Source organism: Rhodococcoides navarretei, from assembly GCF_038069675.1.
Classification (GTDB): domain Bacteria; phylum Actinomycetota; class Actinomycetes; order Mycobacteriales; family Mycobacteriaceae; genus Rhodococcoides; species Rhodococcoides navarretei.
In genome coordinates, this window is sequence record NZ_JBBPCN010000001.1 from 195,152 (window position 1) to 220,156 (window position 25,005).

The following is a 25,005-nucleotide window of genomic DNA, read 5'->3' on the forward strand; positions in this document are numbered from 1 at the left end:
TATCAATGGTTCGCCGGAGTGGAGCCCGCGGAACGACCGGCGATGCCAGGCAGTGTCAGGCGGAACCTCGCGCCGGTAGGCCCTGCGGCGCAGACGAGATCGCCGCCGTGAGCGCGCGCCAACGTTCGTGCGATCGAGAGGCCGAGCCCGACGCCTCCGGAGGAGCGGTCGCGTGCCGAGTTCAGTCTGACGAGCCGCTCGAAGATGCGTTCGCGGTCTGCCTCGTCGACGCCGGGACCGTCGTCGTCGACGGTGACGAACGCGTGTGTATCGGCCCCTGTCGTCACTCGGACGGAACCTTCGGGCGGCGTGAATCGAGCGGCGTTGTCGAGGACGTTCGAGAGAATCTGCTCGACGCGGCCCACGTCCACCCGGACCGGCACCGGTTGCGATCCGTCGACCTGGAACCGAACCTGTGGGGACAGCAGTGCCGCACGCTCGACGGTGCGCCGCGCAATGTCGGCGAGATCCTCGTCCGCCAGTTCCAACTCCGAAGTGTTCTCTGCACGAACGGAATCGAGCATGTCGCCCACCAAGCGGGAGGCCCTGCTCGATTCGCCGACCAGCAGCTCGCTCCACCTCCCCACCCGATCGGGACGACGCTCGGCATCGCGCTGCAACGATTGCGCCAACGCCGAGATCCCGGCGACCGGAGTCCGCAATTCGTGTGCGGCGTCGGCGAGGAATCGGCGCATCTCGTCCTCTGCTCGACGCGCCGACTGCGCGGCCGCAGCCTCCTTACGCTCGGCGTCCTCCAGGGCGTCGAGCATTTCGTCGACGGCGGAGGCGGTACGGCCCAGGTCCGTCTTGGGCTTCGACGGCAGTAGCCTTCTTCCTCTGTCGCCGTTGGTGATTCGACGAGCGACGGCGGTCATCGAATCCAGTGGTGACAGCGCGCGCCGCACGGCATAGGTGAGCGTGGCTGCGGCCAACAGCAGTGTCACGGCTCCGGCAGCCACCATCAGGATGCGCAGTTGTCGGCGAACATCGGCGATCGCGGTGGTGTCGCCGAGTAGCGACAGCGTCGAGCCATCGGGCAAAGATTCGGTGATCTCGAACGAATCCGACGGGGGTGCAGGGGGATCGGGAGGAGCGGGAGGGCCGGGAGCTCTCGACTGCCCGGCAGGCGGAGCCGGGGTTGCGGGCCGAACATCCGGTCCGGGCGGCCCGGTGCCGGGAGCGCCGTAGACCGTGCCGTCCGCAGTGGTGACACGAACTCGGATGGCGTCGCCCTGGAGGGACTGCACCAGATCGCCGGGTTCGACGCCGCTCTCCACGAGTTCGACGGCTCGGGTTGCTCGGTCGGTCAACCGAGCTTCCAGATCCCGCCGAAGCTGTTGACCGAGAACGACATCCACCGACACGCCGACTATCAGCAGCAACACCGCGAACAGAACGACGACGGTGGCGACCACCCGCGTGCGCAACGAGGGCGTGGGCGTGCGGTTCACTGCGGAGCCCGCAATGCATAACCCAGGCCGCGGACGGTATGAATCAACCGCGGCCCATGAGCTTCCATCTTGCGACGCAATGCACTGATGTGCACTTCCACCAGGTTGCCGTCGTACGCGCCGTAGCCCCAGACCGATTCGAGGATAGCCGTTTTCGAGACCGTACGGCCACGCTGGGCGACGAGGAAGGTTGCCAGGCGGAGCTCGGTCGCCGTCAGATCGAGGACACTGCCGGCGCGGGTGACGACCCCCGCGGATTCGTCCACCAGTAGATCGCCCACCTGGATTGCGTCCGACGATCTGCCCCTTCTGCGCAGCACCGATTTCGCTCGCGCCACCACCTCGTCGAGCTGAAAAGGCTTGATCACGTAGTCGTCTGCGCCATCGCTCAGTCCGCGCAGCCGGTCTTCCAGCCGGTCCTTCGCGGTGACCATGATGATTCCGGCGTCGGTGCTCTGCCGAACGACGTCGATCAACGCGAACCCGTCCCGAGCGCCGGGCAGCATGACGTCGAGAATCACGACATCGGGGCGGAAGCCTGCCATCGTGGTCTCGAAGTCGTCCCCGTCGGGCAGGGACGCTGCCGTGAATCCCGCGTCCTCGAATGCGGCCACCAGTGCTTCTCGGATGGGCAGTGAGTCCTCCACCACCATCACCCGGGGAGCGGAACTGTATGTCATGCCTCGATTGTCACCCACCAGCTGAAGTGATCCTGAAGATGCGCCCGGCTTCAGGGTGACTTCAGCTAGCGGCGGCAGTGTCGGTGACAGACCGAAACGAACGACACAGTCCGAACAAGGAGTGAACGTGAACGATCAGACTCAGCCGATTCCCGCAGCATCGAACCCGGAGCCGGTCCGAGGGACCACGCCGAAGCGGTGGAAGGGACGGGTGCCGCTGGTGGCGACGGCCGCAGCGGGTCTGGCCGTCGGTGCCCTGGTGACCGCGGCAGTCTTCGCTGCCACCGGACCCGACGTCTCGCCCGGCGTGTCCACGGTGGCGTCGTCCTCGGAGCTCGGGCAGCGGACCGATGGTGGTGGCGGGTCGGATGTACCTGCGGTGCCGGCGGCTCCGGAAGCCGGTGACGGCTCGACGGTTCCTGCTGTCCCGGCACCACCGGGATCAGCGGACGGCGCTACTCCTGCGGCACCGGGGGATGGTGCAACTCCGCCTGCTCCGCCCGAGGGTGGCCCGGGCAAGGGCGGGCCAGCTGAGGGCGGACCGGGCAAGGGTGGTCCGGGCGCAGGTGGCCCCGGTGGTGCTGTGTGCGCACCGGCTGACGGTGCGACGCCGCCGGCTCCTGGTGTTGAGGGAGACGGTTCGACTCCGCCTGCACCTCCGGCTCCCGCTGACGGCGCGACTCCTCCCGCACCGCCGGCAGCTCCCTCGGGTTCCTGAGCTCAACTTCTTCCAGCCCCGCACCGTTGTTTCGGTGCGGGGCTGGAGTCTTCCCTGGGCTCAGGCGATGTGGGGGCCTGCTCGGGCGTGGGATTGTCGCGGTTGTCGGTAGGGGTCGACGGTGGCGGGTGGGATGAACCATGGGTGGTTGTCGGTGCCGACGAACACTTCCCAGTCACTGTGGTGCATGAGTCGGTGGTGAAATCCGCAGAGTAGAACCAGGTTGTTCATGTCGGTGGGTCCGCCGTCGGCCCAGTGCCAGATGTGGTGTCCTTCGGTCCAGGCGGCGGATTTGCCGCAGCCAGGGAACGCGCAGCCGTGATCGCGGGCGGTGAGGGCTTTGCGTTGTTTTGCGGAGACGGTGCGGGCGGTGCGGGCGAGGTTGAGCGGGTTGCCGTTCTCGTCCATGACGATGGCGGTGAGAACACAGTCGCACGCCAGCTGCCGGGAAGTATTGCGGGAGAGTGGTCCCATCCAGGGGAGCCAGCCGACCGACGTGCCGTCGCCGAACAGGTCCCTGTATGCGCCACGATCCGTTGCACAGCGGTCATCTTCACTGCCACTGGCGGTGTCACTGCCGCTGCCGTTTTCGTGGTCCGGCTCGGTTGCTGGGTCGGGGTGGATGGGGTGTCCGGTGTTGATGTCGACGGGATCGGCTGTGTTGTTGTCGGATTCTGTTGCTGCGCGCGAGGGTTCGTCGTCTGCGATGTCGTCGGCGTCGGCAGTGTCGGCGGTGTCGGCGCTGTCGCGGAGGTCGGTGAGATCGCGCAGGCTGATGTGCAGGTTCAGGTGGGGCCTCTCTCCGCCTTCGATAGGCCGGTTGCTCGAGGCGAGGTATTGGTCGAGGATATGTCCGAAGGCGTCGGCGCGCCGTTTGGCGGGGCTGCGGTCGTCTGGGGTGCCGTCGGCGGCGGGGCGGGGTTCGGTCAGGGGTGAGAGTGCGGTGAGGAGTTTTTCTCCGGTGACGGCGTCGACATCCATCTTCGCCACCAGCCGGCCGTTCAAGGTCGTGGAGGCGAACAGTTCGTTGCGGTCGGTGTTCTCCGGTGGTGGGGTCTTGCCGCCGAACTCGTCCTCGAGCTTGGTGATCGCTGCGCGGATCCGGCCGGTGCGTGCTTCGGGCCCGGTGGCGGCGGCGATCATCGCGGTGCGGGCCATGACGCGGCCCTCTTCCGGGAGGTCCTTGGGTGGGGTTTCGGCGAAGGTGAGGATCAGCGCGGCGTGGTCGACGGACATCACGCCGGTGTTCACGGCGTCGGCGATATCGGGAAACGCAGCCATGCCGCGGGCGAGGGCGACGATCTTGGTGGCCTTGGACGGTGAGAGCAGGGTGGTGGAGGTCAGCCAGCCTGCGGGTCCGGGGAAGCCGAGTTTCTCACGGGAGACGCGGGTGTCGATCTCTGCGACGAGGGCGATCCGCCGGGCTTCTAGGAGCTGAATCTCATGGGAGACCGCGGCGGCGTCGGCGAGGAGTTCGCTCTCGCTCAGTTGCCAGATCTCCGTGGTCATGAAAGAAAGTGTATCGAACGTGCGTTCGACTGACAAGCATGATTGAATCGAAAACTGTTGCCCTGCTTAATTATTCGAGACTCAGAACCTGTCGGTGGGGTGTGGTAGGGGTTGGTGAAGCCTTACGTCAGGGGATGAGATCAATCAGCCTCTCGCGCAGCAGTTTCGAGCTCATCTCGGTAAGCGGCCCACCACGCTGCGTCGCCGTCGGCCATGTTTTCGTTGCCGAGACGCATGCCGACGGACTGGTCGATCAGTTCGCGCACGATGTCTGCGTGCCCAGCGTGCCGGTTGGTTTCGGCAATCATCTGGACCAGGACTCGGTGCAGAGTCACTTCCTGCTTCTCGGCCGGCCAGTGCATGACGCGTCCGACGGAATCGAGATCGTTGGCCGCGATGGTCTTATCGGCGTGTAACCAGGCCTCGCGGTACAGGTCGACGATGAACTGCGACGACTCGTCGGCAGCGGCCCACATATCCGAGTTCAATTGCGCCGCGGCCGATTTCTCCAGTTCGGTGAATCGGGCCGGGAATTCACGTCCGAACGTGGGGCCGAAGTATCCGTATTCGACGATCGACAGGTGCTTCACCAAGCCCAGTAGATTGGTTCCGGTCGGCGTCATCGGGCGCCGTTTCTCGTATTCGGACAAGCCGTCGAGCTTCCACAGCATGTTTTCGCGAGCAATCCGAAGGTATTGATGCAGCTCGTCTTTCATGCCGCTCAGCTCACCGACGCGTGCCAGACCAGAGCGGCGGCCAGCGCACCGAGTCCATTCAACGACCAGTGCAGGGCGATCGGCGCGATCAAACTACCGCTACGGCTGCGCAGCCACGTGAACACCACGCCCGCCGCCGCAGTGGCCACCACGGCCAGTGCGATACCGACGATCTGCCCGAACAGTCCGCCGCCCAGAAATCCGCTGAGCCCCACGTTGCCCGCCGTCAGGCCGAGCGAGGACGCGATGTGCCACAGACCGAACAGCAGAGACCCTGCCGCGAAGACTCCGCGTGCGCCGTAGATGCGACCCAGCGTGCCGTGGAGCACCCCGCGGAACGCGAGTTCTTCCGGGATCACGGTCTGCAGCGGAATGACGATCATCGACGCGACGATGGCGGCGGAGACGGTTGCGTATCGGTCGGCCATGAAGAAGGGCCGAGTCAGTGGCAGCAACGCACCGATCGCGACGACGGTGAGCACGACCCCGACGGCTCCGAGTGCGTACAGAGATCCTGTCTTCCACTGCTTCGGAGACAGTCCGAGTTCGGCCCACCCCAGACCCCGACGGTTCGCCAGGACGACCAGCAGAACAGCGGCGATCGGAACCGTCGCGATACTGGCCCACACCGTGGTGAAGTGCGCGATGAGGTTGGTGCCCACGAGGACGAGAACGACGATGGCGACGTCGAGGTACGCGTGGAAGGCACGTCGGGGTGCAACGCTCCCGGCTGGATTCACAGCAAGCATTGGATCGAGTGTACTGGCGTCACCTGTGAGCGCCGGGTGAATCGAGGCTTCGGTCGAGGCCTTTGCCGTCGTAGATGCGGGTGGACACCACACCGAACACGAGCCCGATGAGCAGGCCGAGAGACGTCATGCCGACCGAATGCAACAATCCCGCGTCGAGTGAGGCGTTGAAGTACAGGATCGAGCGAGTGCCGAGAAAGATCTGGTGCATGGGCTCGAACTGCGCCAGCCAGGTGAAGAACCGCGGGCTCGCTTCGAGGGGGATGGTGCCGCCCGACGACGGCAACGCCAGGATGATGAACACGATCAGATTGATCAACAGTCCTGCCGTGCCGAACGCGGACATCACCGCCAGTGCCGTGATGCCGACCGCGGCGATCGCGTACGCGCCGTACATCCACAGGGTCCAGGCGTGCGTGATCGGCATGTCGAGCAGATGACTGATCAGCAGATAGAGGGCGGACACCAGCATGGCCAGCACGATCATGACGAGCCATTTCACGAGCAGCGTCTGGAAGCGGTTGATCAGGGTCGGTCCGCGGTGAATGTATTTGGGGCCGATCTCGGTGGGCGTGAATCCGAGTAGGCCGTCGACGAGTGCGCTGACGATGGTCGCACCGGTGAAGCCGGCCAGGACGAGCAAGAGCGCGTAGTAGAACGCAGACAGACCACCGCCGGTGCCGTCGGGCAGAGGATCGTATTGGGCAACGATCACATCGATCGGCTGCGCGAGGGTGAGAGCACTCGCACCGGAGAGCCGAGTCTCACCGAGCTGCTGGCGCACCTGCTCGGTGATCTGCTGTCCCACAGTCTGATTGACCGAATCGAAGGCCGGTGTCGCCACCCCGGTCACGAGCGACATTCCGAAGCTGCCGGCACGCGGGTTGGTGTAGACCGTGATGATCGGCTTCTCGACGTCCCCGGGAATCACGCTCGCCTGGGCGAGGATTCCCATCCTCTTGGTGAAATCGCTCGGGATGACGATGGAGCCGTACGCCTCGGCCGTCGACAGCAGCGATTGCGCCTGCGCCGGACCGACTTCCCGGAAATCGACCTTCTCCGGATCGACGTTCTGCAGCAGACCGTCGACGATGTCGTTGCCGATGTTGCGTTGCTCGCCCGCGAGGGTGTCGCCCTCGTCCTGATTGACGATCGCGATGGGGAGGTCGTGCAAATTGCCCCTGGGGTCGAGCACGCCGCCCAGATACAGGGCAGCGAGAAACGACATCAACGCCGAGACGACGAGAATGGGGGCAAGCCAGAAACGCGGCGAACGAAGGACGTCGGCCATCGACCGAGGGGTTCTGTCGGAGGTCACCGGATCAGTGTCGCAAGTTCGGCCGATACGTGCGCGGTACTTCTACCTGTGGACCGTCGATCGTCCGGAATGGGCGTTACGCCCACCTATGTGAGTGGAACTTCGTAGCAGGCTACGAAGTTCCATGCACATGCGGCGCAGCCGCTCAGGCCCGACGCGGCAACTTCCACTCCGGACGCACCCAGTGGCACGTGTAGCCCTCGGGGTACTTCTGCAGGTAGTCCTGGTGCTCGGGCTCGGCTTCCCAGAAATCTCCTGCCGGGCTCACCTCGGTGACGACCTTGCCCGGCCACAGACCCGAGGCGTCGACGTCGGCGATCGTGTCCTCGGCGACGCGCTTCTGCTCGTCGTCGAGGTAGAAGATGGCCGAGCGGTAACTGGCTCCGATGTCGTTGCCCTGACGGTTCTTGGTGGTGGGGTCGTGAATTTGGAAGAAGAACTCCAGCAGATCCCGGTACGTCGTCTGGGTGGGGTCGTAGACGACCTCGAGGCCTTCGGCGTGATTGCCGTGGTTGCGGTACGTGGCGTTGGGAACCTCGCCGCCGGTGTATCCGACGCGGGTGGAGACCACACCCGGGAGCTTGCGGACGAGCTCTTCGGCTCCCCAGAAGCATCCTCCGGCGAGAATGGCGGTTTCGGTGGCTGCAGACATGGTTGCTCTCCTAGCTCTTTATCGATCGATACGTGGGGTTCAACGAACGAAGCGTCCTCATAATTCCGAGTCGTGGGTGCGTTCGCCGACCTCGAGAACCAGCTTGCCGGTGTTGGCACCGTCGAACAGCAGGTTCAGCGTCGATCCGAAGGCGGGGACGCCGCCGATCTCGATCTGCTCGCGTGCGGTCATCGTGCCGCTGGTGAGCAGCTCGGACAGAGCGTCGACACCTTCCTGGTAGCGATCGAGGTAGTCGAAGATGATGAAACCCGTCATCGAGGCCCTGTTAATGAGCAGCGACAGGTAGTGCGCCGGGCCGGGCTGCGGGTCGGTGGCGTTGTAGCCGGAGATGGCTCCGCACAACACCACTCGCGCTCCCTTGCGTAGCCGAGAGAGGGCCGCGTCGAGGATCTCACCGCCGACGTTGTCGAAGTACACGTCGATGCCCTTGGGTGCAGCTGCCTTCAGACCCTTGTACACCGACTCGTTCTTGTAGTCGATCGCCGCGTCGAAACCCAGTTCCTCGGTGAGCCACGCGCATTTCTCGGGTCCACCGGCGATCCCGATCACGGTGGCTCCCTTGGCTTTCGCGATCTGACCCGCGATACTGCCCACGGCACCGGCGGCTCCGGAGATCACCACGGTGTCGCCCTCGGCGAGCTTGCCGACGTCCATCAGACCGAAGTAGGCCGTCAGTCCGGGGAACCCGAGCGCGCCGAGCCACGTGGGTGCCGGTGCGATCGACTCGTCGACCCTCTGCACACCCGACCCATCCGAGATCGCATGCTCGGTGACGCCGAACGAGCCCGAAACGACCTCGCCCACAGCGTAATCGGGATGCCGAGATTCGAGGACGCGGCCGACGGCATGAGCGCGCATCACCTCGCCGATCCCGACGGGCGGCACGTACGAGCGCGCATCGTTGAGCCAGCCGCGCATCGCCGGGTCGAGAGAGACGTAGTCGATGGTCACGACGAACTCACCGTCGCCCGGAGTGGGAATCGGTTCCTCGGTGAGCTCCCACGTCGATTCGTCGGGACGTCCCACCGGGCGCTGAGCCAATCGGATCTGGCGGTTCACGGATGTCATCTACCGTTCCTTCCACATCGAAGACGTGCATGTCGAAAACAGGGCACCTCGACACTAGGGCAGAATGACGTCACGATGACCAACGCGCCGAACACCACCCGCCTCGCCCCCCGACTCGTCGCAAGCGACGTCGACGGCACCCTGCTGGACCATCACGAACGTGTCACCGAACGTACTCGGCGCGCCGTCTCGGCCGTCGTCGCCGACGGAGTTCCCTTCGTGCTGTCCACCGGCCGGCCGCCGCGGTGGATCCACCCCGTCGTCGATCAGCTGGGATACGCGCCGATGTCGGTGTGCGCCAACGGTGCGGTGATCTACGACGCTGCCAACGATCGCGTACTCAGCGCCGAGACCCTGTCGGTGCAGACGCTGCAGTGGTTGGCCGACGTCGCGTATCGCGCGCTGCCCGGCTGCGGACTGGCCGCCGAACGGGTGGGCCGGACGGCACACGACTCGGCCACCCCGCAGTTCGTCAGCTCCCCGGGCTACGAGCACGCGTGGCTCAATCCGGACAACGTCGAGATGACCGAGGACGACGTGGTCGACGTTCCGGCCGTCAAGCTGCTGATCCGGTTGTCCGGTTCCACCAGCGGACACATGGCCGACGTCCTGTCCCCGCTGATCTCCGGTCGCGCCGACCTCACGTTCTCCACCGACAACGGCCTCATCGAACTGTCGGCACCGGGCATCACCAAGGCGTCGGGCCTGGCCAAGGTGGCCGAGTCGCTGTCGGTGGACGTCGACGACATCGTGGCCTTCGGCGACATGCCCAACGACGTGCCGATGCTGTCGATGGTGGGACTGGGCGTCGCGATGGGTAACGCGCATCCCGCTGCCGTCGCGGCGGCGAACGAAGTGACCGTCACCAACGCAGAAGACGGAGTGGCGCACGTCCTCGAACGCTGGTGGTGACGCGCCGGTCTTCGGACGTCCCGAACACGACAGGGGCCGAGTCACCGTGGTGACTCGGCCCCTGTCGACTGTGTGAAACTCAGCCCGCGGGTGCGGGCTCCGGTGCGGGAGCAGGCTCGGGTACCGGAGCCGGTTCCACCGGCGCGGCAACGGGGTTCTGCATTTCCGCGTTGTAGGTGTCGTTGTACGTCTTGATCACCGTGGTGACGATTCCGGTGAGCTCGTTGAAGATCAGCGAACCGTTCTCGAAGTCGGTTCGGAAGCCCTCCGGCACCCGGAACTCGTCGGTGATCGGCAGGCCGAGAATGCCGTCGACGCCACCCTGCTGCACGTACTGCTGGAAGATCTTGCCGATGACGGCCACGGCCTGACCGGCCATGTTGGTGATGATCTCGCCGTTGGCGAACTGCGCCTTCTCACGGCCGCCGCTCACCTGCACCAGACCGGAAACCGGTACGCCGAGCACGCCGGTTTCTGCGCCCGATTCCAACCACTTCTGTGCGACCGGACTGGTCGACGCCAGTCGTTGCAACTCGGCGACCAGAGCCGGGATGTTCTCGCCCAGAGTGGAACTGGCGTCGGTGCCCGGACGTGAGGGAGCCGGGTCGGTCACTGCGGTATCGGGTGCGGTATCGGGAGTGTCGGGCAATGCCGGAGTGGCATCTCCGCCACCGAGGTTCGCCGCAGCGATGTCGCGGATCTCCCCGAGCCGTGCGTATCCGGCGTCACCCGGGCATTCGGTGTTGCCGACGTCGCGGTGACCGAAGATCACCGGCAGGTCGACGCTCTGGCCGCGGCCGACGAACGTGAAATCCGTTCCCTCCGAGGTCATCGTGGTGGTGCCCTTGGGGTCGAGACCGGCCTTGCCGAGTCGCCATCCGAGGAACTTGCCGACGGAGTCGATGGTCTCCTGCGAGGGATCCTCGCTCGAGTAGTCGCCCATCATGGCGATGCCCATCGTGTTCTCGTTGAATCCGCCCGAGTGTGCACCCTGAACCGGCTTGTCCAATCCACCCGCACGGCCCTCGAAGATCTGTCCGTACTTGTCCACGAGGACGTTGTAGCCGACGTCGCACCAGCCGAGCGTCTGCGCGTGGTACGCGTAGATGGCGCGGACGATCTCGGCCGATTCGGACTTGGAGTAGTCGTTGCTGCCTGCGGTGTGGTGCACGGTGGCACCGCCGAGGAAGTCGTCGATCGTCGGTGTGGCGCAACGGATCGACTCGTCGGCACCCCACTGAGCGCGGGTGATCACCTTCGGGCCTGCGTCTCCGGCGACGGGCGTGGCGATGTCGCTCAACGCCGAGTCGACCGGCGACGTTCCCGGGGTGATGAGTACGGCACTGATGTCGTTGACGGCTGCCGCCAGTTGCTCGGTGGTACTCGCCTGGTCGGGATTCGCTGCCGGATCTGCCGGTGCGGGCTCGGTCGCAGCCGGATCCATCGCTGCCGGATCCAGTGCAGCCGGATCGAGCGGGGCCGGATCCTGTTGGCGGAGGGGCGTGCTCGACGACGCAGGCGTGTAGCCCAGTGGCTGTTCCGTAGCAGCGGGGGCCTCGGCCGGAGCGTCGACAGCAGGCAGTTCGACCACCGGAACCTCGGGAACCGGCGGCGTCGCGAAGCTTTCGGGAGCTGCACTGCTCGTCAGTGGCGTCAGCAACACCTGCACGGCGTTGGTCAGTCCGACGAAGATCGGCTCGGTGCCCTGCTTTTCCGCAGCGGGAACGGCGTCGCTCGCAGTGGTATCCACCGGCGCGGTTTCCAGCCACGGGCCCCAGGAGCCGTCCTCCAGTTGCCGGCGGACCTGAGCGGAAGCACCGTCCAGCTGCTCGGACGTCAGTGCCACCATGCTGAACGGGGTGTCCTGCGAGATCTCCTTGACGGCGGCACCGAGCGGTGGACCCGTGGGGTCGGCAGCCTCAGGATTGACCGGCAGGGGATTCACCGGTGCAGAGGCGTCCACCCTGGGTATGGGGGCCTGCGCGGTTGCCCCACCCGGCGCGGGCGTGGTGAGGCCGGGGATGTCGGGGATTTCGATCGGCGGGATCACGATGGAGTCCGGCAGCGGTAGGTACTTCAGATCGGAGAGCCGTAGATCGGGCAACGGCAGTCCGGTGAGCTCCTGCAGCGGAATCACGATGTCCGGCGCAGCGCTCAGCGCGGTCTCGACGATCTTGGTCGGAACGGTGACCGGGGTTGTCTCGTTGGCCGGTCGAACTCCGGTTGTGGTGCTGTCGGTGAGGCCTGCGACCGCAAATGGGGTCGCGACGGCCAACAGTGCAACAGCACCGAGAACGATCGACGGCTTCGTTCGACGGTTCGGCAAGGCGGTACTCCCTGGTTGTTGGTAGGTACGCGTCGTAGGATCTCCAGTTGCTGAACAACATGAATCACATCAGCAACATGAGTCCCATCAGACACAAGGCTAAACCTTAGCTTGACAGTTAGCCACAAGCGAGAAGTTCCGGTGGCGCGGCGCGTCGGGCGCGTGACTTACGCTTTCCAGCTGTGACTGTGCACTTCATCGGAGCCGGACCGGGCGCTGCCGACCTGCTCACGCTGCGGGCCGTCGAGTTTCTGCGATCGAGCCCGGTCTGCGTCTACGCCGGTACCTACATCGACGACGCCATTCTCGACCACTGCTCTGCCGGCACCCGACTGGTCGACACCGCGAAGCTCGACCTCGACGCCATCACGGCCGAGCTGGTCGCGGCCCACGAGCGCGGCGAGGACGTCGCGCGCTTGTGCTCGGGTGACCCGTCGCTCTATTCCGCGATCGCAGAACAGTCCGCCCGACTCGACGCCGCAGGTGTGCCCTGGGACATCACCCCTGGCGTTCCGGCCTACGCGGCCGCAGCCGCCGCCCTGCGCGTCGAGCTGACGGTCCCCGAGGTGACGCAGTCGGTGGTACTGACGCGCGCGCAGGCCCGCTCGACGGCAATGCCCGATACCGAGGCGCTGAAGAACTTCGCCGCCACCCGAGCGACGTTGGCGCTGCACCTGGCGATCACTCGCACGCGCATCATCGCCGACGAACTCAGCGGGTTCTACGGTCCCGAGTGCCCCGCCGCCGTCGTGTTCCACGCCAGCAAGCCGGACGAGCTGATCCTGCGCGGCACTCTGGCCGACATCGCCGATCAGGTCGAGGCCGCAGGTCTTCGTCAGGCGGCGGTGATTCTGGTGGGCCCGGCCCTGGCTCGACGTGTCGTCGCCGAATCCCACCTGTACGACGCGTGTCGGGACCGATCGTGAAGATCCATCTGATCGGCATCGGCGGCGGACATCCGGATCAGGTGACCGTCCAGGCCGTTCAGACACTGCGGGCCGTGGACGTGTTCATCGTGGCCGACAAGGGCGCGTCGGTCGGCGATCTCGGGGCTGCACGGCAGGCGCTGCTCGAGCGTCACCACGGTGGCAGCTACCGGGTGATCGAGGTGCCCGACCCGCCCCGGGACCGGTCACCGCAGCAGTACGAGACCGCGGTCCTCGATTGGCACGATGCCCGCGCCCGCGCCTACGCCGAGGTGCTCGACGGACTCGCCGAAGGCACCGTCGTCGGGTTCCTCGTCTGGGGTGACCCCGCGCTCTACGACAGCACGATCCGCGTCGTCGAGCGGTTGGCCGCCTTGCGCGGAGACATCGAGTTCGATGTCACACCCGGCATCTCCAGCGTGTCGATGCTGGCGGCGAGTCATCGGCTCGTCCTCAACCGCATCGGCGGACCGATCGTGATCACCACCGGCCGCAACCTGGCGGGCGATGTCGCCGCCGGTCTCGACAATCTCGTGGTGATGCTCGACGGCAATCTGGCGTGCAGCGCGCTGACCGGCGCAGGATGGGGCATCCACTGGGGTGCGAACCTGGGGACGGCGGACGAGAAGCTGGTGGCAGGCCCGCTGGACGACGTGCTGGGTGATATCCGCCGAGCCCGCGAGCAGGTCAAGTCCGAGCACGGCTGGGTGATGGATACCTACCTGCTGCGGCGCCTGAGCGAATGACACCGGGCACCTGGTGGGGTGGAGCGGTCACGATCGTCGGATACCCTGGTTGCCCGTGACTGCTGTAAGCCCCGAGACCACCTCTTCCGACGCCTCCGTGACCGGCCGATACGACCTGATCGTCGTCGGATCCGGGTTCTTCGGACTGACCGTGGCGGAGCGGGCGGCGTCCCAGTTGGGCAAGCGTGTCCTCGTACTCGATCGTCGCCACCACCTGGGCGGCAACGCGTACTCCGAGGCCGAGCCCGAGACGGGCATCGAGATCCACAAGTACGGTGCGCATCTGTTCCACACCTCGAACAAGCGAGTCTGGGACTACGTCAACCAGTTCACCGACTTCACGAGCTACCAGCACCGTGTCTTCGCTCTGCACAAGGGCCAGTCGTATCAGTTCCCGATGGGCCTCGGTCTGATCTCGCAGTTCTTCGGCAAGTACTTCTCGCCTGCCGAGGCGCGCGCTCTCATCGAGGATCAGTCGAGTGAGTTCGACTCCAAGGATGCGCAGAACTTCGAGGAGAAGGCGATCTCGTTGATCGGGCGTCCGCTGTACGAGGCGTTCATCAAGGACTACACCGCCAAGCAGTGGCAGACCGATCCGAAGAACCTGCCCGCGGGCAACATCACCCGGTTGCCGGTGCGGTACACGTTCGACAACCGCTACTTCAACGACACCTACGAGGGACTGCCGGTCGACGGCTACACCGCGTGGCTCGAGAAGATGGCCGCCGACGACAGGATCGAGGTCCGGTTGAACACGGACTGGTTCGACGTCAAGGCCGAGATCGTGGCCGAGAGCCCCGACGCTCCCATCGTCTACACCGGCCCGCTGGATCGCTACTTCGACTACTCCGAGGGCGAATTGGGTTGGCGCACAATCGACTTCGAGACCGAAGTGCTGCCGACCGGTGATTTTCAGGGCACCCCGGTGATGAACTACAACGACGGTGACGTGCCGTTCATTCGGATCCACGAGTTCCGCCACTTCCACCCCGAGCGCCAGTACCCGACCGACAAGACGGTCATCATGCGCGAGTTCTCCCGCTTCGCGAAGAGCGGCGACGAGCCGTACTACCCGATCAACACTCCCGACGACCGCGCCAAGCTCGAGGCCTACCGCGACCGCGCTAAGGCCGAAGCAGCCTCGCGCGGAGTGCTGTTCGGTGGTCGCCTCGGCACCTACCAGTACCTGGACATGCACATGGCCATCGCCAGCGCACTGAACATGTACGAGAACACCCTGGTTCCGCACTTCGAGACCGGCGCTTCCCTGGCAGGCGACAAGTGACCGCCAAGCACCTCCTCGAGGACGGGGCCGCGGATGTCGCCCCGATCCTGGGGAAGTCGTTGCTGCAGCGGGTGTTGCTGCCGCGCTCCGGTGAACCGCTGGACGTGCGCACGCTGTACCTCGAAGAAGCGCTCACCAACGCCAAACGGGCACACTCGCTCTCGCGGACCTCGGTCACGATCGGCTCCGAGTCCGAGGTGTCGTTCTGCACCTACTTCAACGCGTTCCCGGCGAGCTACTGGCGGCGCTACAGCGTCTTGAAGTCCGTGGTGCTGCGCGTCGAGGTCTCCGGCCACTGCCGAATCGACGTCTACCGGTCCAAGGCCGACGCGTCGCGCATCCACGTCGAGGGCCGCGAGGCCGTGGACGGCGATGCGGCACAAGAGTTTCTGATCGACCTCGGTCCGTTCGAGGACGGCGGCTGGATCTGGTTCGACATCACCTCCGACTCCGAGGTGGTTCTCGAGAGCGCGGGTTGGTACGCGCCGATCGATGCGCCCGGCGAGGCCACCGTCGCCGTCGGTATCCCCACCTTCAATCGCCCGACCGACGCCGTCAAAGCCCTTGTCGCCCTTGGCTCGGACCCGCTGGTGCTCGACGTGATCCAGGCCGTCATCATGCCGGATCAGGGCACCCGCAAGGCCAAGGACGAGCCCGGATTCGACGAGGCCGCAGCTGCCCTCGGCGGTCGACTCGCCATCCACGATCAGGCCAACCTCGGCGGGTCCGGCGGCTACAGCCGGATCATGTACGAGGCACTGAACAACACCTCGTGCCAACACATCCTGTTCATGGACGACGACATCGAGATCGAGCCCGATTCGATTCTGCGGGCGCTGGCCATGTCGCGGTTCGCCAAGGTGCCCACGCTCGTCGGTGGCCAGATGCTCAACCTGCAGGCACGCAGTCACCTGCACGTCATGGGCGAAGTGATCGATCGCGGCAACTTCATGTGGACCGGCGCGCAGAACGTGGAGTACGACCACGACTTCTCCGAGGACCCCCTGCGCACCAGCAAGCTGCTGCACCGTCGCATCGACGTCGACTACAACGGCTGGTGGATGTGCATGATTCCGCGCGTCGTCGCCGAGGAACTGGGGCAGCCGCTGCCGCTGTTCATCAAGTGGGACGACGCCGAATACGGCTTGCGTGCACGGGAAGCCGGCTACCCGACGGTGACGCTGCCTGGTGCGGCGATCTGGCACATGGCGTGGAGCGACAAGGACGACGCCATCGACTGGCAGGCGTACTTCCACCTGCGCAACCGCCTCGTGGTCGCGTCGCTGCACATGCCGGGCGACGGTAAGGGTCTGGTGCTCGACACCATCAAGGCCACCGTCAAACACCTGCTGTGCCTCGAATACTCGACGGTCGCAATTCAGAACCTCGCGATCCGCGACTTCCTGGCCGGCCCCGAGCACATCCTCGACATCCTGCCCACCGCACTTCCGACCGTGCACGCACTGCGCAAGGAATTTCCCGACGCGGTCGTCGTCGGCAGTTCCACCGAGCTGCCGCTCGCGTCCGGTGAGGAAGTGGGAGCCGTCGGTTTGCCGACCAACCCGATCGCCAAGATCAGCCGATTGGCAAAAGGGTTGCTGCACAACGCAAAGCCTGCACACACCCAGCATCACGACCGCCCGCAGCTCAACGTCCCGACTCTCGACGCGCGCTGGTTCCTGCTGTCCCAGGTCGACGGCGTCACCGTCACCACCGCCGACGGGCGGGGCGTCGTGTACCGCAAGCGGGATCGTCAGCAGGCGGCGGCGCTGCTCAAGGAAGCCCTGTCGCTGCGCAAGCAGTTGGCAGCCGAATTCCCCGCCCTCAAGGCTCGATACCGCGATGCCGTGCCGCACCTGACCAGTAAGGAAACGTGGGAACGTGTCTTTCGTTACCAGGCGTAAGGGCCAGACCGAGGCCCCGACGGAAGTCCGGATCCTCGAGAAGGTGCAGAGCACCGTCGGCAGTGCCCCCGGCGCGATCACCGTCGCCCGGGGTATGTCGCACTTCGGTGAACACGCACTCGGCTGGGTAGCGATCGCCGGTATCGGTGCCGCACTGGACAAGCCGCGTCGGCGTCAGTGGGCATCGGTTGCGGTCGGAGCCGTCGGCTCCCACGCCGCGTCGATCGTCATCAAGCGCATCGTGCGTCGGCCGCGTCCGCACGACCCGGCCGTCCGCATCAACGTCTCGACGCCCAGCAAGCTGAGCTTCCCCTCCTCCCATGCGACATCCACCACAGCCGCCGCGGTTCTCCTCGGCCGGGTGACCGGGCTACCGTTACCCGCGGTCCTCGTCCCACCCATGCTGCTCTCGCGCTTGGTGCTCGGAGTCCATTACCCCACCGATGTGCTGGCAGGATCGGCACTCGGCGCGTTGACGGCTGCGGCCGTCGTGAAGTTCGAAGGAGACAAATGAGCGAGGATGCCGCACCCGTAGGCGCACCGCCGAAGAACCTGGCGGATGGCATCGTCAAGGCACTTCGTCCGCGTCAGTGGGTCAAGAACGTCTTGGTGCTGGCTGCACCGCTCGCGGCGGGCTCGGTCACCGACCCCGACGTGCTGCTGTCGGTCGCGCTCGCGTTCGTCGTGTTCTGCTTCGCAGCATCCGGGGTGTACCTGGTCAACGACGCCTTGGACGTCGAAGCCGACCGCGCGCACCCCACCAAGCGGTTCCGACCGATCGCCGCAGGCGTACTGCCGGTCAACATCGCCTACGCGATGGCGGTGGTCTCGCTCGGTCTCGCCATCGCCCTCTCGTTCATCGCGAACTGGAAGCTGGCGCTGGTGATCGGCGTCTACATCGCCATTCAGCTGGCGTACTGCTTCGGACTCAAACATCAGGCCGTGCTCGACATCTGCATCGTCTCGTCGGGCTTCCTGCTCCGTGCGATCGCCGGTGGGGTAGCCGCCTCGATTCCGCTGTCGCAGTGGTTCCTGCTCATCATGGCGTTCGGTTCGCTGTTCATGGCGGCCGGTAAGCGGTACGCGGAGCTGCAGCTCGCCGAACGGACCGGAGCGAAGATTCGCAAGTCGCTCGAGAACTACACGACCACCTACCTGCGATTCGTCTGGACGTTGTCCGCGACGGCCGTCGTCATCTGCTACGGCCTGTGGGCGTTCCAGGAAGATGCGGGCACGGGGGCCAACTGGTTCGCCATCTCGATGATTCCGTTTACGATCGCAATCCTGCGATACGCAGTGGATGTCGATGGCGGCGAGGCAGGCGAACCCGAAGAGATCGCGTTGGGAGACAGGGTTCTCCAGCTACTCGCCATAGCGTGGATCGGAGTGGTTGGTGTCGCTGTCTACCTCGCCTGACCAGCGAGACGCGCGAGAAGAGAACTCCGCTCGGGCATCGATCACCAGGCCCGTCTTCTGGATCGGGACCGTGGTCACCGGGGCGTTGTTCCTCTGGGGTGCGTGGGAGCGCCGCTGGATCGCCGACGACGGTTTGATCGTGCTGCGTACCGTCCGCAACCTGCTGGCAGGCAACGGACCGGTGTTCAACGCGGGCGAACGGGTCGAAACGAACACCAGCACCATCTGGACCTACCTCGTCTACGCCGGCAGTTGGCTGAGCGAGGGTCGACTCGAATACGTGGTCCTGACGATCGCGCTCGTGCTGTCCACGGCCGCCGTGGTCGTCGCGATGATCGGGACGTTCGCACTGCGGGGCCGTACCGCGACTCGCACGTTGTTCCTACCCGCCGGAGTTCTGGTCTACATCGCGGTTCCGCCCGCCCGTGACTTCGCGACGTCCGGCCTCGAGACCTGCCTGGTCATCTTCTGGTTGGCGATGCTGTGGCTGCTGATGGTTCGGTGGGGCCAGCGCCGCTCCGGCGGCGGCGAGCTGCTGCTGCTGTCCTTCTTCGCCGGGCTCGGCCCGCTGGTGCGTCCGGAACTGTCGATCGTGGCGGTGCTGGCGCTGGCGATGATCTTCCTGGCCCCGCAGAGTTGGCTGTCCAGGCTCCGAGTGTTCGCGGTCGCCGGAGCCGTGCCGGTGCTCTACCAGATCTGGCGCATGGGCTACTACGGCCTGCCGTACCCCAACACCGCGGTGTCGAAGGATGCAGGCGGAGCCAAGTGGTCGCAGGGGTTCGCATACCTGTCCAACCTCGTGGGCCCGTACCTGCTGTGGCTGCCGCTCGCGCTGCTCGTCGTCGGTGCCGTCCTGTCGGCGTCTCGAATTCGGCTGTCCCTGCCCCGGACCGTCGGTGGCTGGCTTGCTGCGCTGCGGACGCCCACCGCCGTCGTCGTGTTCGCACTGATCAGTGGTTTCGTCCTGGCCGTGTACGCCATTCGCGTCGGTGGCGATTTCATGCACGGCCGAACGTTGTTACCGGCATTGTTCACACTGCTGTTGCCGATTTCCGTGTTGCCCGTTGCCCTACCCAATCGCTGGTTTAAGGACCGGGCGACGGCGGTATTCGTCGCCGACCTCGTCGTCTGGGGTGGCATCGTCGTCTGGGCCGTGGCGGCCGCGAATACGACGGGGATGCCGCAGGGCACGATCGTCGGCCGGAGTGGCATCGTCGACGAGCGAGCCTTCTACTCCCTCAACACCGGGCACGCTCATCCGATCCTGGCCTCGGACTACCTCGACTATCCGTGGATGCGGGCGATGGTTCGAACCATCAACGACACTCCCGACGGCGGATTGCTGCTGCCGTCGGCGCAGTACACCTACTGGGACGTCGTTCCGCCGCCCCTCCCGATCCCCGAGGGTGGTTTCGGTCACACCGTGTATTTCCTGAACTTGGGAATGACGAGTATGAATGTCGGTCTCGACGTGCGGGTCATCGATCAGATGGGTCTGGCATATCCGCTGGCCTCGCACACGGAGCGGCTCGAGGGTGGGCGGATCGGTCACGACAAGCGCCTCTACCCGGATTGGGTGGTGGCCGACCTCGGGCTCGTCGCCGTCCATCCGTTCCTGCCCTGGTACATGGACGAGGATTGGGTCACCGAGGCTCAGGTGGCGTTGACCTGCCCGGACACCCAGGAATTGCTCACCTCGTATCGGGCTCCGTTGACGAAGGATTTGTTCGTCCGCAATGTCAAGCGCTCGTTCTTCTACGCCGGATATCGGTTCGATCGGGTGCCGAAGTACGAAATACAGAGATGTGATCTTCCGGCCCCGATATTGAAGGCCGACAATTAGATGTCCGAACACGAACGAGTCACCGGGTTGCGCCGAAATGGTCTCGACGCCAAGATGAGCTGTCTCGATCCTGTAACGGACGACGTACTTCGTGCGATAAGTGCGGAGGATATGTATGCGCCAGACCCTGGGGTCGGGCGCATACATGACGAACTTGCGAGATCAAGCGTTGATTGCGTAACCGATGTGACGACGAAGCAGCTGAGAGGTCGAGTGCATGCTGGGTAGAAGGAAGAGCCGGTCCGAGGACAAGCAACGGGGGTCCTGGGGACGCCGCGCCGCCACGTCCATGCTCATGGCGGTGGTCCTGCCACTGGGATTGGCTGTAGCCGGCGGTGGCGCAACTGCCAACGCGGCCTTCGACGGCAATGCCATCGACGTCTGGACGGACTCGTCCATGGGTCCGATCAAGAGTCGCGTCTGGCGCGCCGCGGACGGCAACACCGACCGCGTGGTCTACCTCCTCGACGGGTTGCGGGCCACCTCCGACATCTCCGGCTGGGAGCACGAGACCGACGCCGGTGCCGTGCTCGCCGGTTACAACATCAACGTGGTTCAGCCGGTCGGTGGACAGTCCAGCTTCTACTCCGACTGGTACGCACCGTCGAACTTCAACGGCCAGCGGACCACCTACAAGTGGGAAACCTTCCTGACGCAGAACCTGCGTGAGAACCTGCGCGCCAACTGGGGCTTCAACCCCAACCGCAACGGCGTCATCGGTATCTCCATGGGTGGCTCGGCCGCTCTGACGCTGGCCGCGTACCACCCCGACCAGTTCAGCTATGCGGGCTCGCTGTCCGGCTACCTGAACATCTCGGCTCCCGGTATGCGTGAAGCGATGCGTCTGGCGTTGCTCGACTCCGGTCGCTACAACATCGACGCGATGTGGGGACCGCCGTGGGATCCGGCGTGGCTGCGCAACGACCCGTTCGTCTTCGCGCCTCGTCTGCGCGACAACGGCACCCGCGTGTGGGTGTTCGCAGGTAGCGGTCTGCCCGGTGGACTCGATCGCCCGCGGAGCTTCATCGACTACTACAACACCGCCAACGGCATGGGCCTCGAGGCCATCGCGTTGGCCAACAGCCGGGCCTTCCAGATCCGGATGGCCAGCATCGGTGCCAACAACGTCACCTACGCCTTCCCGCCCGTCGGCACCCACCAGTGGGGCTACTGGGGCGAGCAGATTCGGGTCATGGCACCGGATCTGAGCGCCAATATCGGATAGGCAACCCGGTCACGCATAATTCGGTCGTGTCGCCTGTTTTTCGGCCCGTAGTGATATTTCACGACTTTTCAGGGCTGTTCAGCGGGGACCGCGCAGGATAGTCTCCTGTTCCGGAGATACGACGAAGTGAAACTGGGACGCTGATCACAGTTTTGCCTTGGAACCGCTCGATGGAATAACCTCCATCGAGCGGTTCGCCTGTTCTCACGGCAGAACCTCAGCTTTTCCGAGATCCAGCTTCACTCGGCCTCACGGGGCCACCAGTTCGCCCTGTTCGATTGCCGGGGGCCGCTACGAGAGCGGAGACCGCGTAGATGAGAGAGAGCACGATTCATGCGATTTGCCGGCCTCAGTAGAACTCCGAAGGCGTCCTCACGCTGGCGTCAGCGCCTGCTCGGCGTCGGTGCCGCAGCGCTCGTCCTTCCCATCGCAGCCGGTGTCGTCGGTGGAACCGTCGCTGCCGCAGCGCCCGCTCCCATCGCGCACCAGGCCCCGGCCGGCGGCCGTGAAGACCTGATCGTCCCGTCCGAGATGGGCCCCATCAAGGTTCAGGTCCAGTGGGCCGCTCGCGGCGGAAACGCTGCTCTGTACCTGCTCGACGGTCTGCGCGCACGCGACGATCGCAATGCGTGGACGTTCGAGACCAACGCTCAGGATCAGTTCGCCAACGACGACGTGACCCTGGTCATGCCCGTCGGCGGTCAGTCCAGCTTCTACAGCGACTGGTACACCTCGTCGAACTTCAACGGCCAGGAAGTCACCTACAAGTGGGAGACGTTCCTGACCGAGGAATTGCCCGCATTCCTCGAGAACTACGGAGTCTCGCGCAGCAACAACGGCGTCCTCGGACTGTCGATGGGTGGTTCGGCCGCTCTGACGCTGGCCGCGTACCACCGCGATCAGTTCAAGTTCGCCGGTTCGCTCTCGGGCTACCTCAACATTTCGGCACCCGGCATGCGTGAGGCCATCCGCGTTGCGATGCTCGACGCAGGTCGCTTCAACGTCGACTCCATGTGGGGACCGCCGTGGAACCCGGCGTGGCTGCGCAACGACCCGTTCGTCTTCGCGCCGCGACTCGAGGGCATGTCCCTGTACATCTCGGCAGCCAGCGGTCTGCCCGGTGAGTTCGATCGTCCGGCCGCGCCGATCGATTTCTACAACACGGCCAACGGCATGGCTCTCGAAGCTCTGTCGCTCGCCAACACCCGTGCATTCCAGATCCGGATGAACACTCTGGGCATCCCGGCCACGTACAGCTTCCCGTCCAACGGCATCCATGCATGGCCGTACTGGGGCGCCGAACTGTGGAAGGCTCGCACCCAGATCCTGGACGCGCTCAACGCCTGACACCGATCGACACGTGACCTTCGAGAAATGCCGCCCTGCGTCTGTGCGCCGGGCGGCATTTTTCGGTCTCGGCCGTGATCGCCATCCTCTACCCAGTTCACAATTGCACCACCAGTCACAGCGCGTCTGCAGGTCGTCGGCAGCGCGCACGTGTAGAAAGACATACGAAGCATGTCTCGATAGGAGACCTTCGAAAGTCACGTCGAAAGAGAGTCACCATCATGCGCACTGAGCTTGTTCGGTTCGGTCGGACGCCATCGGCCGGCACACGGGCTCGACGAGCGGCGGCAGCACTGACCGTCGCTTCCGCGCTGATGATCCCCTTCGCGACGACGACGGTTGCCTCCGCGGCCCCCGTCGCCCTGACGGCCCCGGCAGCGCTTGCCGGGCCCGCTTACACGCAGACATCCGGTGCCACCGTCACATCGGTGGATTGGCTCTCCGATCGTCGTGTCGCGCTGTGGATACAGTCGCCGTCGATGGGAACGCCCATTCAGGTTCAGCTGCTGCTCGCGCGTGACTGGAACATCAACCCGCAGGCCACGTTCCCGCAGGTGTACATGCTCGACGGTCTGCGCGCCACGGATCAGGAGAACGGCTGGACGGCCGAGACCGACGCCGAGTCGTACTTCGCCGACAAGAACGTCAACGTGGTCCTGCCCATCGGCGGCCAGTCCAGCTTCTACTCCGACTGGGTCGATCAGGACAACGGCAAGAACTACCAGTGGGAGACGTTCCTGACCGAGGAACTTCCGCCCATCCTGGAACGCGATTGGCGTAGTACCGACAGCCGCGGAGTCGTCGGACTGTCGATGGGTGGCACGTCCGCGATGTTCCTCGCGGCGCGCAACCCCGGTTTCTTCAAGTTCGCCGGCTCGCTCTCGGGCATCCTGAGCACCACCTCGCTCGGTATGCCGCAGGCCATCCAGTACGCGATGACCGACGCCGGCGGCTTCAGCTCCAGCGCCATGTGGGGGCCACCGTCCAATTCGCTGTGGGCACAGCACGATCCATACGTGTTGGCCGACAAGCTCGAGGGCGTCAGCCTCTACATCTCCAGCGGCAACGGATCGGCCGGACCGTACGATCAGCCGTCGCCCATCCCCGGCGTGAGCACCAACTACGCAGGCATGGGTCTCGAGATCCTGTCGCGGTTGACCTCACAGACATTCGCCACCAAGCTCAATCAGCTCGGCATTCCCGCTCAGGTCAACTACCGGCCGTCGGGCACTCACTCGTGGCCGTACTGGCAGTTCGAGCTGCACCAGCTCTGGCCGCAGCTCGCCACCGCACTCGGTGTCGAGGTCGACAAGCCCGCGTGCAGTGCCGCCGGACTGATCGGCAATGCGAGCGGTGCCAACTCGTGGCTCGGCCCGTGCCTGACCGCGGAGTACAACGTTGCCGGTGGTCGTGCTCAGGACTTCACCTTCGGCCGTGTCTTCTTCACCCCCGATACCGGTGCGCAGGTCGTCGCCGGTGCCATCGGCGGCATCTATCAGGGCAACAGGGGCCCCGAGGGTGCGCTCGGCTTCCCGACGACCGGCGAGATCGGAACCCCCGACGGTCGTGGACGGTTCAACGCCTTCCAGAACGGGATGGTGTACTTCACGCCGCAGACTGGAGCCCACGTGGTCAAGGGCGCAGTGCTCGACGAGTGGGCCGCCCAGGGCTACGAGGGCGGACCGCTGGGATACCCGGTGCTCGACGAGGTCGAGACACCGAACAAGCCCGGCTCGGTGCAGGGCTTCGAGATCGGTGCCATCTACACCTCGCCCGATGCCGGAGTGCACTCGGTGCAGGGCATGATCCTCGGCAAGTACGGTGAATTGGGTTGGGAGAGTGGACCTCTCGGGTTCCCGAAGTCCAACGAGATCGGCCCGATCCGGGACGGCGGACGCTTCAACCAGTTCGAGACGGGCAACATCTACTGGAGCCCGCTCAGCGGAGCCTGGTCCACCCCGTACGGTCCGATCTTCGACGCCTGGGGATCGGTCGGCTACGAGGGCGGCCGACTGGGGTACCCCACCAGCGATCAGTTCGATATCGACGGCGGCGGCAAGCAGCAGAACTTCCAGTTCGGCATCATCACGCTGAAGGACGGCGTTGCCACGATCGCGCCCTAGTCGAGTGCACGACTCTTCAGAGTCCTCTCAGAGCGTGGCGGTACTGTCGCCTGCGAACCCGACGACCGAA

Annotated in this window: 21 protein-coding genes; 12 read left to right on the forward strand and 9 right to left on the reverse strand. The window is 65.3% G+C overall.

The window, feature by feature from the left end; all coding sequences use genetic code 11:
* Positions 1-2 precede the first annotated feature (2 nt).
* The gene (locus tag AABD04_RS01050) at positions 3-1,451 is read right to left on the reverse strand and encodes a sensor histidine kinase (RefSeq protein WP_341439902.1); all 1,449 of its coding nucleotides are present in this window, start codon (positions 1,449-1,451) and stop codon (positions 3-5) included.
* Positions 1,448-2,131 carry a response regulator transcription factor gene (locus tag AABD04_RS01055; protein ID WP_341439903.1) on the reverse strand — a complete coding sequence of 228 codons (684 nt, stop codon included), beginning with the start codon at positions 2,129-2,131 and terminating at the stop codon, positions 1,448-1,450. Before AABD04_RS01055 ends, AABD04_RS01050 begins: the two co-directional genes overlap by 4 nt.
* A 127-nt stretch (positions 2,132-2,258) precedes the next feature.
* On the opposite strand from AABD04_RS01055, the gene AABD04_RS01060 reads away from it, so the two are divergent.
* Positions 2,259-2,849, forward strand: a complete 591-nt coding sequence (locus AABD04_RS01060) for a hypothetical protein (RefSeq protein ID WP_341439904.1) — start codon at positions 2,259-2,261, stop codon at positions 2,847-2,849.
* A 60-nt stretch (positions 2,850-2,909) separates the two neighbouring features.
* Here AABD04_RS01060 and AABD04_RS01065 read toward each other — a convergent pair whose 3' ends face one another.
* From AABD04_RS01065 to AABD04_RS01090, 6 genes are all read right to left on the reverse strand, one after another.
* A complete protein-coding gene (locus AABD04_RS01065) occupies positions 2,910-4,358 on the reverse strand; it encodes an HNH endonuclease signature motif containing protein (RefSeq protein WP_341439905.1) in 1,449 nt (482 codons plus the stop codon).
* 140 nt (positions 4,359-4,498) lie between these two features.
* The gene (locus tag AABD04_RS01070; RefSeq protein WP_341439906.1) at positions 4,499-5,074 is read right to left on the reverse strand and encodes a DinB family protein; all 576 of its coding nucleotides are present in this window, start codon (positions 5,072-5,074) and stop codon (positions 4,499-4,501) included.
* Positions 5,075-5,079: 5 nt separating this feature from the next.
* On the reverse strand, positions 5,080-5,823 hold the full coding sequence (locus AABD04_RS01075; protein ID WP_037187130.1) for a CPBP family intramembrane glutamic endopeptidase: 744 nt from the start codon (positions 5,821-5,823) through the stop codon (positions 5,080-5,082).
* Between the two features lie 19 nt (positions 5,824-5,842).
* Complete coding sequence (locus AABD04_RS01080; RefSeq protein WP_423228105.1) at positions 5,843-7,141, reverse strand: YhgE/Pip domain-containing protein; 1,299 nt, start codon at positions 7,139-7,141, stop codon at positions 5,843-5,845.
* A 145-nt stretch (positions 7,142-7,286) separates the two neighbouring features.
* The gene (gene msrA / locus AABD04_RS01085; protein ID WP_341439907.1) at positions 7,287-7,793 is read right to left on the reverse strand and encodes a peptide-methionine (S)-S-oxide reductase MsrA; all 507 of its coding nucleotides are present in this window, start codon (positions 7,791-7,793) and stop codon (positions 7,287-7,289) included.
* Positions 7,794-7,850: 57 nt separating this feature from the next.
* Positions 7,851-8,882 (reverse strand): NADP-dependent oxidoreductase, encoded by a 1,032-nt coding sequence (locus tag AABD04_RS01090; RefSeq protein WP_243595876.1) that lies wholly within the window; start codon positions 8,880-8,882, stop codon positions 7,851-7,853.
* 75 nt (positions 8,883-8,957) lie between these two features.
* On the opposite strand from AABD04_RS01090, the gene AABD04_RS01095 reads away from it, so the two are divergent.
* Positions 8,958-9,794, forward strand: coding sequence for an HAD family hydrolase (locus tag AABD04_RS01095; RefSeq protein WP_341439908.1), 837 nt, complete (start codon positions 8,958-8,960; stop codon positions 9,792-9,794).
* A gap of 79 nt (positions 9,795-9,873) precedes the next feature.
* On the opposite strand, the gene AABD04_RS01100 is transcribed toward AABD04_RS01095, so the two are convergent.
* Positions 9,874-12,120, reverse strand: a complete 2,247-nt coding sequence (locus tag AABD04_RS01100; protein ID WP_341439909.1) for an N-acetylmuramoyl-L-alanine amidase — start codon at positions 12,118-12,120, stop codon at positions 9,874-9,876.
* A 182-nt stretch (positions 12,121-12,302) separates the two neighbouring features.
* On the opposite strand from AABD04_RS01100, the gene cobM reads away from it, so the two are divergent.
* From cobM to AABD04_RS01150, 10 genes are all read left to right on the forward strand, one after another.
* Positions 12,303-13,046, forward strand: a complete 744-nt coding sequence (gene cobM, locus AABD04_RS01105; RefSeq protein WP_341439910.1) for a precorrin-4 C(11)-methyltransferase — start codon at positions 12,303-12,305, stop codon at positions 13,044-13,046.
* Positions 13,040-13,792, forward strand: coding sequence for a precorrin-6A synthase (deacetylating) (cobF, locus tag AABD04_RS01110; protein WP_341442919.1), 753 nt, complete (start codon positions 13,040-13,042; stop codon positions 13,790-13,792). The genes cobM and cobF overlap by 7 nt, the downstream gene beginning before the upstream one ends.
* A 55-nt stretch (positions 13,793-13,847) precedes the next feature.
* Positions 13,848-15,077, forward strand: a complete 1,230-nt coding sequence (gene glf / locus AABD04_RS01115; protein WP_341439911.1) for a UDP-galactopyranose mutase — start codon at positions 13,848-13,850, stop codon at positions 15,075-15,077.
* Entirely contained in the window at positions 15,074-16,981 is a 1,908-nt protein-coding gene (locus tag AABD04_RS01120; RefSeq protein ID WP_341439912.1) for a glycosyltransferase, read from the forward strand. The genes glf and AABD04_RS01120 overlap by 4 nt, the downstream gene beginning before the upstream one ends.
* Positions 16,959-17,495 (forward strand): phosphatase PAP2 family protein, encoded by a 537-nt coding sequence (locus AABD04_RS01125; RefSeq protein WP_052047296.1) that lies wholly within the window; start codon positions 16,959-16,961, stop codon positions 17,493-17,495. The genes AABD04_RS01120 and AABD04_RS01125 overlap by 23 nt, the downstream gene beginning before the upstream one ends.
* Positions 17,492-18,397: a decaprenyl-phosphate phosphoribosyltransferase gene (locus tag AABD04_RS01130; protein WP_341439913.1), complete on the forward strand. Its 906-nt coding sequence runs from the start codon at positions 17,492-17,494 to the stop codon at positions 18,395-18,397. Before AABD04_RS01125 ends, AABD04_RS01130 begins: the two co-directional genes overlap by 4 nt.
* Positions 18,375-20,240 (forward strand): flagellar motor control protein ZomB, encoded by a 1,866-nt coding sequence (gene zomB, locus AABD04_RS01135; protein WP_341439914.1) that lies wholly within the window; start codon positions 18,375-18,377, stop codon positions 20,238-20,240. Before AABD04_RS01130 ends, zomB begins: the two co-directional genes overlap by 23 nt.
* A gap of 217 nt (positions 20,241-20,457) precedes the next feature.
* Positions 20,458-21,465 carry an alpha/beta hydrolase gene (locus AABD04_RS01140; protein WP_341439915.1) on the forward strand — a complete coding sequence of 336 codons (1,008 nt, stop codon included), beginning with the start codon at positions 20,458-20,460 and terminating at the stop codon, positions 21,463-21,465.
* A gap of 333 nt (positions 21,466-21,798) precedes the next feature.
* The gene (locus AABD04_RS01145) at positions 21,799-22,812 is read left to right on the forward strand and encodes an alpha/beta hydrolase (protein WP_243595884.1); all 1,014 of its coding nucleotides are present in this window, start codon (positions 21,799-21,801) and stop codon (positions 22,810-22,812) included.
* A 221-nt stretch (positions 22,813-23,033) separates the two neighbouring features.
* Positions 23,034-24,935: an alpha/beta hydrolase-fold protein gene (locus AABD04_RS01150; protein WP_341439917.1), complete on the forward strand. Its 1,902-nt coding sequence runs from the start codon at positions 23,034-23,036 to the stop codon at positions 24,933-24,935.
* Positions 24,936-25,005: the final 70 nt, after the last annotated feature.

Excerpts from the sequence above, each read along its gene's own strand:
- AABD04_RS01090 (WP_243595876.1), bottom strand. The coding sequence starts at position 8,882 with ATGACATCCGTGAACCGCCAGATCCGATTGGCTCAGCGCCCGGTGGGA.
- AABD04_RS01075 (WP_037187130.1), bottom strand. The coding sequence starts at position 5,823 with ATGCTTGCTGTGAATCCAGCCGGGAGCGTTGCACCCCGACGTGCCTTC.
- AABD04_RS01130 (WP_341439913.1), top strand. The coding sequence starts at position 17,492 with ATGAGCGAGGATGCCGCACCCGTAGGCGCACCGCCGAAGAACCTGGCG.
- msrA (WP_341439907.1), bottom strand. The coding sequence starts at position 7,793 with ATGTCTGCAGCCACCGAAACCGCCATTCTCGCCGGAGGATGCTTCTGG.
- AABD04_RS01055 (WP_341439903.1), bottom strand. The coding sequence starts at position 2,131 with ATGACATACAGTTCCGCTCCCCGGGTGATGGTGGTGGAGGACTCACTG.
- AABD04_RS01065 (WP_341439905.1), bottom strand. The coding sequence starts at position 4,358 with ATGACCACGGAGATCTGGCAACTGAGCGAGAGCGAACTCCTCGCCGAC.
- AABD04_RS01150 (WP_341439917.1), top strand. The coding sequence starts at position 23,034 with ATGCGCACTGAGCTTGTTCGGTTCGGTCGGACGCCATCGGCCGGCACA.
- AABD04_RS01145 (WP_243595884.1), top strand. The coding sequence starts at position 21,799 with ATGCGATTTGCCGGCCTCAGTAGAACTCCGAAGGCGTCCTCACGCTGG.
- AABD04_RS01140 (WP_341439915.1), top strand. The coding sequence starts at position 20,458 with ATGCTGGGTAGAAGGAAGAGCCGGTCCGAGGACAAGCAACGGGGGTCC.
- AABD04_RS01070 (WP_341439906.1), bottom strand. The coding sequence starts at position 5,074 with ATGAAAGACGAGCTGCATCAATACCTTCGGATTGCTCGCGAAAACATG.
- AABD04_RS01095 (WP_341439908.1), top strand. The coding sequence starts at position 8,958 with ATGACCAACGCGCCGAACACCACCCGCCTCGCCCCCCGACTCGTCGCA.